Genomic DNA, 13,277 nt, shown 5'->3' on the forward strand with positions numbered 1-13,277 from the left:
TGATGGGGCTTCGTGCTGCGGAATGCATTCAGAGGGAAACCCGTCGGGTCCCTTCGTCCTAGGTCTTCGGTGAATCAGCCGCTGGGTGAGGGTGGTGCTTGGGGTGACGTGCAAAAAACGGAGTTTTCAGCAGCTAAAGATTGATGCATAGGACCATAGGTGACGTTCGCGGTCCCTGTTGATGCTTTTGCACGACAATTGGGCCTTGGCGATGCTCATATATGACTGGTTTCTTGCCGCATGCTGCCTAGAAGGCAAGAGCCATGGAGGCTTCCTAGCTTTCGATAGGCTTTTAGCCCTATAGACTTATCTCGCGATGCTGAATACTCCCAAAAATGCACGCTCCGGATGGGGCTACCCTGTTACGGTTCGAAACCCGTGCGTCATTCTATGCATTATATTGACGTATTTATGCAAGATAGCTTACGCGCGCATGCCACAGGATTGATGTGTGTCTCTGCGCTGTGTAAGCCATCCTGTCCATAGTGCCATTGACAGGCGGCCGCGGTCCCGTTTGGGATCGCGGCCGTTTTGGTGTGGGTCAAATATGAACGTTGTGTTAATGAGTCGGTGGACGGTGGTGTTTTTCGGTGAGCGGCGTATCCTTCCAACGGTTTATCTAGTGTGTCAGTTGAAAGGAAGAGGGCGCTCGTCATTGTTTGAATGTGAACTGCCGTTTGACCACAAGACGTTGCATCTGGAACTCGAGGATAAGAACTTCGCGGGTGTGATGGAAGGTCATCAAAACGAGTTTAAGACCACGAAATCGCAGGAAGAGCTGGTGGAGGAGTCGCTTGCCAACCCTTACGGCTCGCCTTCGCTCGAGGAGCTTTGTGCTGGCAAGAAGGATATTGTCATCATTAGCTCAGATCATACGCGTCCCGTTCCCTCGCGTGTGACGATGCCTATTCTGCTGCATCACATCCACTCCGCTGCGCCTGAGGCGCGCGTTCGCATTCTGGTTGCTACGGGTATGCATCGTCCGTCGACGCACGAGGAGCTCGTCAACAAGTACGGCGAGGAGATCGTTGCCAACGAGGAAATCGTTATGCACGTCGCGACTGACGACAGCATGATGAAAAAGATCGGCACCCTGCCTTCTGGTGGCGAGTGCATCATCAACAAGATTGCGGCCGATTGCGATCTGCTGCTTGCCGAGGGCTTTATTGAGCCGCACTTCTTTGCCGGTTTCTCTGGTAGCCGCAAGTCCGTCCTGCCTGGCATCGCCAGCTACAAGACCATCATGTACAACCACAACGGTCAGTTTGTGAACGATTCCCACTCGCGTGCCGGCAACCTGTGCCACAACCACGTGAGCGAGGACATGTTTGCCGCCGCCGAGATGGCTCACCTTGCCTTTGTGCTCAACGTGGTGCTCAACGGCAAGCACGAGGTCATTGGCTCCTTTGCCGGCGACATCCACAAGGCGCACGAGGCTGGCTGCGAGTTCGTGAAGAGCCTTGCCGGCGTTGAGCCCGTCGAGTGCGAGATCGCCATTACCACTAACGGCGGCTACCCCCTCGATCAGAACATCTATCAGGCTGTGAAGGGCATGTGCGCTGCCGAGGCCACGCTTCCCGAGGGCGGTGTGATCATCGACGTCGCCGGTTGTGCCGACGGTCACGGCGGCGAGGGCTTCTATCACAACATCGCCGACAACGATCCGGCAGAGTTTGAGCGCGCCTGCATCGATCGTCCTAAGGACGAGACCCTGCCCGATCAGTGGACGAGCCAGATCTTTGCCCGCATCCTGGCGCATCACCCTGTGATCATGGTTACCGACCTGTGCGATCACCAGATGCTCAAGGATATGCACATGACGCCGGTCAACACTATCGAGGAAGCGCTCAAGCTCGCCTTTGAGATGAAGGGTGCCGATGCCAAGGTCGCCGTCATCCCCGATGGCCTGGGTGTTGTTGTCGCACAGCACTAGTGCGCGGCTTAAACGAATCGTTTATAACCGACAAGAAAGATAAGGTTTTATGCTTACCAAACTCCTCTGCGAATTCGGCGCAACGGCCCTCATGATCGTCTTTGGCGTGGGCGTTCACTGCGATACCGTGCTCAAGGGCACCAAGTATCAGGGCTCCGGCCATATGTTTGCCATCACCACCTGGTCCTTTGGCATCTCGGTCTGCCTGTTTGTCTTTGGTGGCGCTGTGTGCATGAACCCCGCCATGGTGCTTGCCCAGTGCATCGTCGGCCTGGTGCCGTGGGGCAACTGCATCCCCTTCATGCTTGCCGATATGCTCGGCGGCTTTGTGGGTGCCGTGATCGCTTGGTTTATGTATGCCGATGAGTTCAAGGCTTCCGAGGGCGTCGTCGACCCCATTGCCCAGCGCAACATCTTCTCGACCAACCCCACCACCGAGGGCACGAACTATGCTCGTAACTTCTTCTGCGAGGCTATCTGCACCTTCGTGTTCATCAGCGCCATCCTTGCTGCCGCTAGCCGCGCCGGCGAGAACGTTCTGTTGCTCGCCATCTGCGTCGGCCTGATTGTCTGGGCCGTTGGCATGGGCATGGGCGGCATCACCGGCTTCGCCATGAACCAGGCACGTGACCTTGGTCCTCGCATGGCCTATCAGGTGCTGCCGATTAAGAACAAGGCTGACAACAACTGGAAGTATGGTCTGCTTGTTCCTGGCATCGCGCCGTTTGTCGGTGCTATTGTCGCCGCGCTGTTTGTGCATGGCTTCTTGGGCATGTTCTAGTCGAAGGCTACATAGTTGTCCGCTGGCCGCATGGGGCAACTTCCCAGCGCGTCCTCGGACATGAAAGAACCCCCGCTGCGCACTTCGTGCGGCGGGGGTTCTTTCGTCCTGCGGAATGCGCTGGGAAGTTACCCCAAGCGGCCAGCTGCGGGATCTTAGTCGCGTTGGAAAAGCAACCCAACATATATATCTGAATATGGATGGGAGGGGCTTGTTGCTGGTAGGGGCGTTGGGCTGTTGTTGACACTTTGGGATGCGTGGCGCCCTGGGTTGGGGTGATGCTTTGGGATGGGCTTCTTACTTAGCCGAAGAGGGGTTTTATGGCTGATAGGTAGTCTTTGGCTACTTCGGCCTTATCTGCTTGGAAGTTGTGCCAGGCCCACCATTGGACCATTCCTACGAAGCTTGAAGCTATGTGGTGTAGTAGGAAGCTTCGGTCCATGGTGGCTGCTGGGCCTGCGGGGTCGACGGGGACGGTTTCGGCTGCTCGTGACATGATGGTCTTGCGTAAGCAGTCGGCGAAGACGCGTGAGCCGGCGCCGGCTACGAGGGCTCGTACGCCCTGGCGGCGTTCCCAGAGGTTGTTGAGGATATGCTCGACTTGTACGAGCGGATCATCGAGCGGTGTGCCATCGTCGTCGAGGACGTGGGTGCAGATGTCGCTCACGAGTTCGGACAGTAGGTCATCTTTGCTTTTGAAGAGGCCGTAGAACGTGGCCCGACCCACATGGGCGCGAGCGATAATGTCGCCGACGGTGATCTTGCCGTAGTCCTCTTCGCGCAGCAGCTCGGAGAACGCCGCAACGATGGCAGCGCGGCTTTTTGCCTTGCGGGCATCCATGGCTATGCGTCCGCGTGAACGAGCAGGCAGCGGAGCGTACCGGAGCAGCCCTCGTAGGGGCGCTTACCGGCGCCGTAGCCGACGGCCTCGATGCGGTAGCGGGCCGGCAGGTGCTCGGACGTGCGCAGCGCGGCGATGATGGCGGCACCCGTGGGCGTGACGAGCTCGCCGGCGACCGGTGCGGGCGTGAGGGCGATATTGCCCGCCTGGCACAGGTTGACGACAGCGGGGACGGGAATGGGCATGAGACCGTGGGCACAACGGATGGTACCGTGACCCTCGGAGAGCGACTCGACCACGATGTCCTCAATACCCAGGGCATCGAGGCAGATGGCGACAGAGCAGACGTCGACGATGGAATCGACGGCGCCCACCTCGTGGAACATGACGGTCTCGGGCGTTTTGCCGTGGGCCTTGGCCTCGGCGGCGGCGAGCGCGGTAAAGATGGCGAGCGCGCGACGCTTGGCGCCATCGCTTAGCTGCGAGCCATCTATGATGGCGGTGACGTCCGCCAAAGAACGGTGGTGATGGTGGTGGGCGTGATGGTGACCCTCGTGGCCATGACCGTGGCCCTCATGGTCATGCTCGTGGCAGTGCTCGTGTTCGTGCTCGCCATGATCATGATGGTGGTGCTCATGCTCGTGCGTGTGCTCGGCAGCTGCTTCGTTGCCGTAGAGCCAGGCCATATCGTGATCGTGGTTCTCGAGCTCCTCTGCAAGCTGGACGTCGAAATCGCAGGCGTTGATGCCATGCTTGCTTACGCGTGTGACGGCGATCGTAAAGCCGTCGACCGGCAGCGTGGCGAGCTGCTCGCGCAGGTGCTCCTCGCTGGCGCCTAGGTCGAGCAGGGCCGCGACGGTCATATCGCCGCTGATGCCCGAGGTGCCGTCGATGATAAGCGTGTGCTGATGATTGGACATGGAATGCTCCTTAACGGGCGCAGGGCGTGCCGGCGCTCAGATGATTGATAAGACTTGCCTGGTAGGCGGCACCAAAGCCGTTGTCGATGTTGACGACCGAAACGCCGCTGGCACAGGAGTTGAGCATGGCGAGCAGCGCGGCTACGCCACCAAAGCTCGCGCCGTAACCCACGCTGGTGGGAACGGCGATGACCGGACAGCTCACCAGGCCGCCGATAACGCTCGCCAACGCGCCCTCCATGCCGGCAATGGCGATGACCACCTGTGCCTGGGCAAGTTCCTCGGCATGCGCGAGCAGACGGTGCAGACCGGCGACACCCACGTCGTAGAGGCGGTCGACCTCGTTGCCATAGAACTCAGCCGTCAACGCGGCTTCCTCGGCGACGGGCAGGTCGCTCGTGCCGGCGCAGGCGACAACGATGCGTCCGTTGCCGGTAGGGGAGGGCTTGCCGCCCACGAGGGCGAGCTGTGCGTCCGGGACATATCCCAGGTCGATGCCGTTGTCGAGGAGCTCCGAGGTGCGGATTGCCTTCTCGGCATCCAGGCGCGTGACCAGGATACGTTCCTGGCCGGCATCGCGCAGCGCTTCGATAATGGCGGCAATCTGCTCGGCGGTTTTACCGGCACCGTAGACAACCTCGCCGGCTCCCTGGCGTACCCCGCGTGAAAGATCGAGCTGTGCAAAACCCAGATCAGCGGTTGGTGCCGTCTGGATGCGCGTGAGGGCGACGGCCGGGGTGACTGCTCCGTCGGCAACATCGCTCAGCAATTGCTCAAGATCTCGCTTATCCATATATGTTCCCTTCGACGGCGCAAAGTCTAGCACTCAAAGGGTATGTTTCCGAACACTAAGACAAAATTGTTCGGAAACTATAGGACAGACTGATTCAATTGTTAGACGGATCGGCTAGTCACGCAGGATGATGTCCATGGCGAGCATCAGGTTGCGCTCGTCGATGGCAAACGGGGCGGCCTCGCGCGTCTTGGGCTTGGCGCAAAATGCGATGCCCGTGCCCGCGGCCTGAATCATGGGGATGTCGTTGGCGCCGTCGCCGATCGCGACGGTATGGGCCATGTCGACACCGCACTCGACTGCCCAGTCCAGCAGCTGAACGAGCTTGGACTCCTTGGTCACAATGTCTGCCGCCAGCTTGCCGGTGAGCTTGCCGTCCACGACCTCCAGACGATTGGCCAGGCAAAAATCGATGCCCGCAGCGGCCACGATCTTGTCGGCGACCTCGTGGAAGCCGCCGCTCACCACGCCGACCTTCCAGCCCTTGCTGTGCGCCGAGCGCACAAGCTCCAACGCGCCGGAGGTAAATGACACGCGCTCAAAGGTGCGCTCGAACACGCTCTCGTCCAGGCCGGCGAGCAGCCCCACGCGCTCCTCGAGCGCCTGCTTAAAGTCAAGCTCGCCGCGCATGGCACGTTCGGTGATCTGTGCCACCTGCTCGCCCACGCCGGCCTCTTCGCCCAACAGGTCGATGACCTCCTGGTTGATGAGCGTGGAGTCGATATCCATAACGATGAGGCGTGCAGTCATGGCGGGCCTTTCCGAGTGCTGTTTTATTGGGGCATATTGTCGCACGTGACGAGCGCGGGCGGGTGCCGCGGCGCGTCAATTGTTTCGTCTCCGTCAAGTCTTTGGGCAGGAGCCACTTTTTCGCGGCACATCGACATAGGTGCGATAAGATAGAACGCCATGTCTGGCTGCGCGGTTTACGCAGGCTGGGCAAATCTGTACGACGCCGCCCGGAACGACACGGGGCGGCACAGATCCATAAAGGAGGATCACTGGTATGAGCCAGACCCGTCCCATCGACGAGCATTCCATGCACACCCGTACCTGCGGCGAGCTTCGCCGCGAGAACGTGGGCGAAGAGGTCACCCTCACCGGTTGGGTGAGCCGTCGCCGCGATCACGGCGGCCTTATTTTCTGCGACCTTCGCGACCGCGAGGGTATCACGCAGCTCACCTTCGACCCCGAGCACTCCGACGGCGACGCCTTTAAGATCGCCGAGACCATGCGTCCCGAGTGGCCCATCAAGATTCACGGCGTCGTGCGCGCCCGTGGCGAGGAGACCACCAACACCAAGCTCGCGACTGGCGAGATCGAGGTCCTGACCGACCACGCCGAGGTGCTCAACACGTCCGTCACCCCGCCGTTCCAGATCGAGGACGGCATCGAGACCAGCGAGGACACCCGCCTGCGCTATCGCTATTTGGACCTCCGTCGTCCCGAGATGATGGCCAACCTCAGGCTGCGCTCCGACTTTACCTTTGCCATTCGCGAGGCGCTGCACAACCGTGAGTTCATGGAGGTCGAGACGCCCTCCCTGTTCAAGTCTACGCCCGAGGGCGCCCGCGACTTCATCGTCCCCAGCCGCATCCAGCCGGGCAACTTCTACGCCCTGCCGCAGTCCCCGCAGCTCCTGAAGCAGCTGCTCATGGTCGGTGGCGTCGAGCGCTACTACCAGGTTGCCAAGTGCTTCCGCGACGAGGACCTGCGCGCCGACCGTCAGCCCGAGTTCACCCAGGTCGATATCGAGATGTCCTTCGTGGACCAGAACGACGTTATGAGCGCCCTCGAAGAGGTTCTTGCCGATGCCTTCGGCCGCATGGGTGTCGAGATGCCCACGCCGCTGCGTCGCATGGACTACTGGGAGGCCATGGACACCTATGGCTCCGACAAGCCCGATACCCGCTATGGCATGCACCTGGTCGACCTGACCGACATCTTCGCCAACTCCAAGTTCAAGGTCTTTGCGACTGCCGCGAACGAGGAGGGCTCTGTCGTCAAGGCCATCAACGCCAAGGGCGCCGGTGCCTGGGCTCGCGCCAAGATCGACAAGCTCGCCGGCGTTGCCTCCACGTTTGGCGCCAAGGGCCTTGCCTGGATCGCCTTCCGCGAGGACGGCTCCATCAACAGCCCCATCGTCAAGTTCTTCTCGGACGAGGAGATGGCTGCCCTGCGCGAGCGCATGGACGTCGAGCCCGGCGACCTTGTGATGTTCGCCGCCGGCCCGCGCCTGCTCTCCGACGAGATCCTGGGCGGCATGCGTTCCCACATGGCCAATGCGCTCGAGGTCAAGCGCGAGGGCCACGACTTCCTGTGGGTCATCAACTTCCCGCTGTTCCACTGGGACGAGGATCGCAAGGCCTATGCTGCCGAGCACCAGCCCTTTACCCTGCCGACCGAGACCGACATCGCCAAGATCGAGGCCGACCCGCTGGCAGCCGGTTCCTGCACCTACGACTTTGTCATGGACGGCTTTGAGGCCGGCGGCGGCGGTATGCGTATCCACAACGCCGAAATGCAGATGTCCATGCTCAAGCTCCTGGGCTTTACCGAGGAGCGCGCCGAGTCGCAGTTCGGCTTCCTCATGGAGGCTCTCAAGTTTGGTGCGCCCCCGATGGGCGGCTTCGCCCTGGGCCTGGACCGCGTGTGCATGCTGCTCACCGGCTCCGACTCCATCCGCGACGTCATGGCGTTCCCCAAGACGGCCAGCGGCTCCGACCTCATGTCGGGCGCCCCGAGTGCCGTTTCCGGCGCCCAGCTCAAGGACGTCAGCCTGCGCTTGATGTAGGCAAGCGGCTACATATTGCCCGCAACGAGGGAAGGACGCGTGCCTTCCCTCGTTTTTTATGCGCCGAGATTGTGAGGGCATGGGATGACCGGGCGTCGCGGAAAGTGCGTCCCGGAATCTGCGTCCAGAACGGGTCGCGCTTTCCCAAAGGGGGTCCTCTGGGAAAGCGCGACCCAGAATTCGGCAAAATAATGGGACACAGTTTCCGGTTGAGCTGTCTAACGGAAACTGTGCCCCAGAATGAGCGCTCAAAACGGGCCGGGCTTTCCACAGCAACTGTCTGGCGGAAAGCCCGGCCCAGTTTCCTACAGCGAGTCTCTCTGAACGAGCTGCATGTGCATGACGGTGGTGGTGGGCTCGGCACCCTTGATCATGTCGAGCGCAATGTTGGCGGCCATGTGGCCTTCTTCGCGCAGGGGCTGGCGGACGGTCGTGAGTGCGGGGACGCAGCGCGTCGCAATCTCGTGATCGTCGAAGCCGACGACAGAAACTTCCGCCGGAACAGATAGGCCTGCCTCGTTGAGTGCGGTGATGACGCCAGCCGCGATACGGTCCGATCCGCAGAGCACGCCATCGAAAGCAATCTTGCGCGCGAGGATCTGGCGCATGGCCTGATAGCCGTCTCCGCTGTTCCAGCCGGTATAGATAACGTTTGCGTCTGGGAGGTCTTCGCCCAAGACGGCGCGGTAGCCGCGCAGGCGGTCGACAACAGCGGGGTTGTCTTGCGGTCCCAACACGGCGACGATATCTTTGCGCCCGCGCTCCTTCATGGCGTGTGCCGCAAAGCGTCCGCCCTCTTCGTCGTCAGAGTAGACCGTCGAGAACACATCGCGATAGGGGTGGCCCTCGAGCTGGCCGCACAACACGGTGGGTACGCCCAGCTCGCGCAGCACCTCGAGCAGCTCGCTGCCCTTGTAGGGGGAGACGTCGATCACGGCGTCGAACGAGCGGCGCTCAAAGTGCTCGCGTGCGCGGTTGCGCTCATGCGTAGAAGACGCCTGCAAGATAACGGGCAGATAGGACGACTCCGACAGTTCCTCGGTAATACCGCTCAAAAACTCGCTATAGGTGGGGTCGCTGAAGAGTTCACTCAGGGGCTCGGTCACGAGCACGGCGATGATTTCCGTGCGCCCGACAGCGAGCGCTCGGCCACGGGCATTGGGGACAAAATTGACTTTCTTGGCCGCCGCACGGACGCGCTTTTTGGTTTCCTCGCTAATGCGGGGCGAATCGTTGAGGGCGCGCGATGCCGTGGAGCGCGACACGCCGGCAGCTGCGGCAACCTCGGCAAGCGTAGGTGCGGTGCGAACTGGTTGGGTCATGGCGTCTCCTGGAAAATGCGGTCGATGTTGTCACTGATACGGGCTGGTGCGGATACAGCTTACTATAGTGCACCTGAACAGCGTTCATGATATCCGGTGACAGGTGTCGTTTTGCAACCAAGCCGCAATCGAATACGTCTCGTGTGGGTGAGATATCAGCGGGCGTGGCGGTTGCCTACGAGCTTAAGAACGATGTTTTGCGCTGAGTTTCGATACTCAGGGTGACATAAGTGTCGCAGCTGTACAACCGGTTGCACCGTTAATCCGACCAAATCGACCGTTCAGCGGACAACCGGTTGCACAATTTTTTGCATCGCCCGTAAGATAAGGACAACCGGTTGCACAAGAATCACTACGATGACGAAGGAGCATCACCATGGACGCCATTAACGATTGGGAAAACCAAGCGCTCACCCACAGGAGCCGCCTGGCACCCCATGCGTACTTTATGGGTTACGAGACCGCCGATCTCGCCGCTACGTACAGCCGCGAGCTGTCGCGCGGGTTTGTCCAGCTGTCCGGCTCGTGGCAGTTCCGCCTCTTTGAGGGGCCTGCTGCCGTTTCCAACGAGGAGCTCTCCACGTACGAGCCCGAGTGGGATCACGTGGAGGTTCCGCACCTGTGGCAGGTGGATGGCTATGGCAACCTTGCCTACACCGACGAGGGTTTCCCGTTCCCGGTGGATCAGCCGTTCGTTCCCTCCGACGACCCCACGGGCGTCTACCAGCGCATCGTCAACCTTCCCGCCGTGCCTGCCGGCGCTCGCGAGATCATTCGCTTTGACGGCATCGAGAGCTATGGTGAGCTGTACGTCAACGGTCAGTTTATCGGCATGACCAAGGGTTCGCGCCTGTCTGCCGAGTTTGACGTGACCGACGCGCTCGTCGAGGGCGACAACCTGTTTGCGGTCAAGGCTCTGCAGTACAGTGATGGCAGCTATATCGAGGATCAGGACATGTGGTGGGCCTCGGGCATCTTCCGCGATGTGTACCTTATGCAGCGTCCCGCCGCGCACCTGGTCGACTTTAGGTTCCGCACGCACCGCGAGGGCGATGCCGCTCTGATCACGCTCGATACGGTGGCCGAGGGCGCTACCCGCGTTGTGTATACGCTCAGCGATGGCGGAAACGTGGTGGCTACGGGTGAGTGCGTCGACGGCCATGCCGAGTGCAGCGTTGCCGATGCCCACTTCTGGAATCCCGAGGACCCCTTCCTCTATGACCTTACGTTTGAGGTCTACGATGGCGACGAGGCCAGCGAGTACGTTCCGCATCGCCAGGGTCTTGCCGAGGTGACGGTCGAGGGCAATCATATCTACCTCAACGGCACCTACTTTAAGATGCATGGCGTCAACCGCCACGATCACGACGATCACAAGGGCCGCGCCGTGGGCCTCGATCGCATGCGCCGCGACCTGGAGCTCATGAAGCGGCACAACATCAACGCGGTGCGCACCTCTCACTATGCCAATGACCCGCGCTTCTACGAGCTGTGTGATGAGTATGGCATCATGCTGGTCGCCGAGACCGATATGGAGAGCCACGGCTTCGAGAATATCGGCAACATCGCCCTGGTCACCGACGATCCGGCATGGGAGCCGGCCTACGTCGACCGCATTGAGCGCCTGGTGATGCAGGAGCGCAACCACGCCTGCATCATTATGTGGTCGATGGGCAACGAGAGCGGCTATGGCTGCAACATCCGCGCGATGTACGCCAAGGCTCACGAGCTCGATGATCGTCCGGTCCATTATGAGGAGGACCGCAACGCCGATACCGTCGACGTTATCTCCACGATGTACTCCCGTGTTTCGCAGATGAACGACTTTGGCGAGCACCCATTCCCCAAGCCGCGCATCAACTGTGAGTACGGTCACTCCATGGGCAATGGTCCCGGAGGCCTGTCCGAGTACCAGGAGGTCTTCGATCGTTGGGATTGCATCCAGGGCCAGTTCATTTGGGAATGGTGCGACCACGGTTTGGCTGCTGTGACCGAGGACGGCGTTGCCTACGATATGTATGGTGGCGACAACGGCGATTACCCCAACAACAGCAACTTCTGCATCGATGGCATGGTGTTCCCCTGGCAGCAGCCGAGTCCGGGCCTTACCGAGTACGGCCAGGTTATCTGCCCGGTCCGCATGGCTTATGACGCCGAGGCAGGCGAGCTGACCGTCACCAACAAGCGTTGGTTCACCACCCTCGAGGATGTCTGCCTGTCGGCCGAGACCCTGGTGGACGGCGACGTGGTCTGCCGCAAGACGCTCATGCCCGGCGCGGTTGCCCCCGGCGAGTCCGTCCAGCTGCCACTGGTGATTCGCGAGGCCGCAGTGGGCGAGACCCTGCTGACCGTGCGCGCCTACACCATGGCCGCTCACGTCTGGTGCGAGCCGATGTTCCAGCTGGGCGCTAGCCAGTTTGCCATCGCAAACCATCCGGCGCCGACCATCGTGGCCCCCGCTCGTCCTGAGCTTACGGTTGAGGAGACCGAGCAGGAGATCCGCATCCACTCCCTCAACGGCGAGCTGACCTTCAGCAAAGTCAACGGTACCGTGAGCGAGTGGAAGGCATCCGGCCGCGACGTCATGGCCTCTGGTCCCCAGGTTGGTTTTTGGCATCCGCTCGTCGATAACCATGCCCAGGAGTATGACTCACTGTGGAAGGACAACTTCATCGATGTGATGCAGACGTCTACCCGCAAGGTTTCTTGGAAGCAGGATGGCAATGCGGTCGTCGTTACCGTGAGCCAGCGTATCGCTCCTCCCGTCCGCGCGTTCGGCATGCGCGTCGAGCTCGTCTACACCGTGCTTCCGAGCGGTCGCGTCGACCTCAAGGTTTCCGGCGAGCCCTACGGCGATTACTCGGATATCATCCCGCGCATCGGCATCTCCTTCGAGGTCCCCGGTTGCGATCGTGCCGTCGAGTGGTATGGCCACGGCCCGGGCGAGAACTATCCGGACTCGCTGCGCGCCAACCCGGTCGGTCATTACCGCACTACGGTCGACGACATGTTCACGCCCTACGTTATGCCTCAGGATTGTGCTAACCGCGAGGGCACCCGTTGGGTCGCCCTGCGCTCTAGCCACGGTGACGGTCTGGTCGTGACGCGTCCGAGCGACGCCGCCTCCAACCCGTTCTCGTTCTCGGCATGGCCCTATAGCTGCGAGGCTATAGATAACGCCAAGCACGTCTACGACCTTGTCAAGGGCGACGCGGTTACGGTCAATATCAACGACCAGCTGCTCGGCCTTGGTTCGAACTCTTGGGGTTCCGAGGTGCTCGATTCCTACCGCACCCGTTTTGAGAGCTTCAGCTTTGAGGTGTCCCTGCGACCGCTGACGTCTGCCGATCTGGCTCAGGCGCTGGCACCCATTAAGGAGGCATAAGTCATGCATGTCTTTAACTCGCGCGCCGATTTCGACGCTCAGATGAAGTCCGTCAAGAAGTGGATGCGCACCGGTCAGGCGCTCGATGGCGTTGCCGACCTGCAGCACGACGTGGCTTACTCCATCGGCGACTCGTTGGTGTACTGGTGGGTCTATGCCCGCGAGGCCGCTACCGCCGATCTGGTCGGTCACCGTCGCTACCATGCCGTGCTCGCTCCGCTCGACGGCGACCTGACCGTCGAGGTGGCTTCCAAGGCGGATCTTACCTGCACGCGCACTTACAGCGATATCGACGATCGCGAGCGCTTTGAGGGTATGGGGGAGACCGTGACGATTCCCGCCGGCGGCGTTGCCGTCGTCGAAATTGACGAGGCCTACCGTGTCGTGGCCGATGTCGCGGATTCCCGCGTCGTGGTACTGCACGTGACGGTTGAAGGTTATTCCTTCCCCAACAAGTAGTATTCGTCCGTTTGGGCGTTTGCTTAGCGCCGTTAAGGGGGATGGCTTT

General features: G+C 60.9%; 10 protein-coding genes. 5 read left to right on the forward strand and 5 right to left on the reverse strand.

Going from position 1 to position 13,277, the window contains the following annotated elements; translation table 11 throughout:
* The first annotated feature begins 655 nt into the window (after nucleotides 1-655).
* Nucleotides 656-1,933, forward strand: coding sequence for a nickel-dependent lactate racemase (gene larA / locus DWX63_RS03270; RefSeq protein ID WP_117647964.1), 1,278 nt, complete (start codon nucleotides 656-658; stop codon nucleotides 1,931-1,933).
* Between the two features lie 49 nt (nucleotides 1,934-1,982).
* The gene (gene larD / locus DWX63_RS03275) at nucleotides 1,983-2,714 is read left to right on the forward strand and encodes a D/L-lactic acid transporter LarD (RefSeq protein ID WP_117758233.1); all 732 of its coding nucleotides are present in this window, start codon (nucleotides 1,983-1,985) and stop codon (nucleotides 2,712-2,714) included.
* Nucleotides 2,715-3,015: 301 nt separating this feature from the next.
* On the opposite strand, the gene DWX63_RS03280 is transcribed toward larD, so the two are convergent.
* The 4 genes from DWX63_RS03280 to serB all read right to left on the reverse strand — a co-directional run bounded on the left by DWX63_RS03280 (nucleotide 3,016) and on the right by serB (nucleotide 6,018).
* The gene (locus tag DWX63_RS03280) at nucleotides 3,016-3,555 is read right to left on the reverse strand and encodes a TetR/AcrR family transcriptional regulator (protein ID WP_117842802.1); all 540 of its coding nucleotides are present in this window, start codon (nucleotides 3,553-3,555) and stop codon (nucleotides 3,016-3,018) included.
* Between the two features lie 2 nt (nucleotides 3,556-3,557).
* Nucleotides 3,558-4,475: a LarC family nickel insertion protein gene (locus DWX63_RS03285; protein WP_117842803.1), complete on the reverse strand. Its 918-nt coding sequence runs from the start codon at nucleotides 4,473-4,475 to the stop codon at nucleotides 3,558-3,560.
* Between the two features lie 10 nt (nucleotides 4,476-4,485).
* Nucleotides 4,486-5,268, reverse strand: a complete 783-nt coding sequence (gene larB / locus DWX63_RS03290; protein WP_117842804.1) for a nickel pincer cofactor biosynthesis protein LarB — start codon at nucleotides 5,266-5,268, stop codon at nucleotides 4,486-4,488.
* Nucleotides 5,269-5,382: 114 nt separating this feature from the next.
* Nucleotides 5,383-6,018 carry a phosphoserine phosphatase SerB gene (gene serB / locus DWX63_RS03295; RefSeq protein ID WP_117842805.1) on the reverse strand — a complete coding sequence of 212 codons (636 nt, stop codon included), beginning with the start codon at nucleotides 6,016-6,018 and terminating at the stop codon, nucleotides 5,383-5,385.
* 256 nt (nucleotides 6,019-6,274) lie between these two features.
* Here serB and aspS point away from each other — a divergent pair, with 256 nt between their 5' ends.
* Nucleotides 6,275-8,062: an aspartate--tRNA ligase gene (gene aspS, locus DWX63_RS03300; protein WP_117842806.1), complete on the forward strand. Its 1,788-nt coding sequence runs from the start codon at nucleotides 6,275-6,277 to the stop codon at nucleotides 8,060-8,062.
* A 305-nt stretch (nucleotides 8,063-8,367) separates the two neighbouring features.
* On the opposite strand, the gene DWX63_RS03305 is transcribed toward aspS, so the two are convergent.
* Nucleotides 8,368-9,384 carry a LacI family DNA-binding transcriptional regulator gene (locus tag DWX63_RS03305; protein ID WP_117817674.1) on the reverse strand — a complete coding sequence of 339 codons (1,017 nt, stop codon included), beginning with the start codon at nucleotides 9,382-9,384 and terminating at the stop codon, nucleotides 8,368-8,370.
* A gap of 376 nt (nucleotides 9,385-9,760) precedes the next feature.
* On the opposite strand from DWX63_RS03305, the gene DWX63_RS03310 reads away from it, so the two are divergent.
* Nucleotides 9,761-12,769: a glycoside hydrolase family 2 TIM barrel-domain containing protein gene (locus tag DWX63_RS03310; protein WP_117842807.1), complete on the forward strand. Its 3,009-nt coding sequence runs from the start codon at nucleotides 9,761-9,763 to the stop codon at nucleotides 12,767-12,769.
* 3 nt (nucleotides 12,770-12,772) lie between these two features.
* On the forward strand, nucleotides 12,773-13,228 hold the full coding sequence (locus DWX63_RS03315; RefSeq protein ID WP_117842808.1) for a hypothetical protein: 456 nt from the start codon (nucleotides 12,773-12,775) through the stop codon (nucleotides 13,226-13,228).
* The last annotated feature ends 49 nt before the right edge of the window (nucleotides 13,229-13,277 follow it).

Source organism: Collinsella sp. AF20-14LB (assembly GCF_003459505.1).
In the GTDB taxonomy this organism is placed as follows: domain Bacteria; phylum Actinomycetota; class Coriobacteriia; order Coriobacteriales; family Coriobacteriaceae; genus Collinsella.

Bases quoted from the DNA above. Each gene is read 5' to 3' on its own strand.
- larD (WP_117758233.1), top strand. From the start codon at position 1,983: ATGCTTACCAAACTCCTCTGCGAATTCGGCGCAACGGCCCTCATGATC.
- DWX63_RS03305 (WP_117817674.1), bottom strand. From the start codon at position 9,384: ATGACCCAACCAGTTCGCACCGCACCTACGCTTGCCGAGGTTGCCGCA.
- DWX63_RS03285 (WP_117842803.1), bottom strand. From the start codon at position 4,475: ATGTCCAATCATCAGCACACGCTTATCATCGACGGCACCTCGGGCATC.
- aspS (WP_117842806.1), top strand. From the start codon at position 6,275: ATGAGCCAGACCCGTCCCATCGACGAGCATTCCATGCACACCCGTACC.
- DWX63_RS03310 (WP_117842807.1), top strand. From the start codon at position 9,761: ATGGACGCCATTAACGATTGGGAAAACCAAGCGCTCACCCACAGGAGC.
- serB (WP_117842805.1), bottom strand. From the start codon at position 6,018: ATGACTGCACGCCTCATCGTTATGGATATCGACTCCACGCTCATCAAC.
- DWX63_RS03315 (WP_117842808.1), top strand. From the start codon at position 12,773: ATGCATGTCTTTAACTCGCGCGCCGATTTCGACGCTCAGATGAAGTCC.
- larB (WP_117842804.1), bottom strand. From the start codon at position 5,268: ATGGATAAGCGAGATCTTGAGCAATTGCTGAGCGATGTTGCCGACGGA.
- DWX63_RS03280 (WP_117842802.1), bottom strand. From the start codon at position 3,555: ATGGATGCCCGCAAGGCAAAAAGCCGCGCTGCCATCGTTGCGGCGTTC.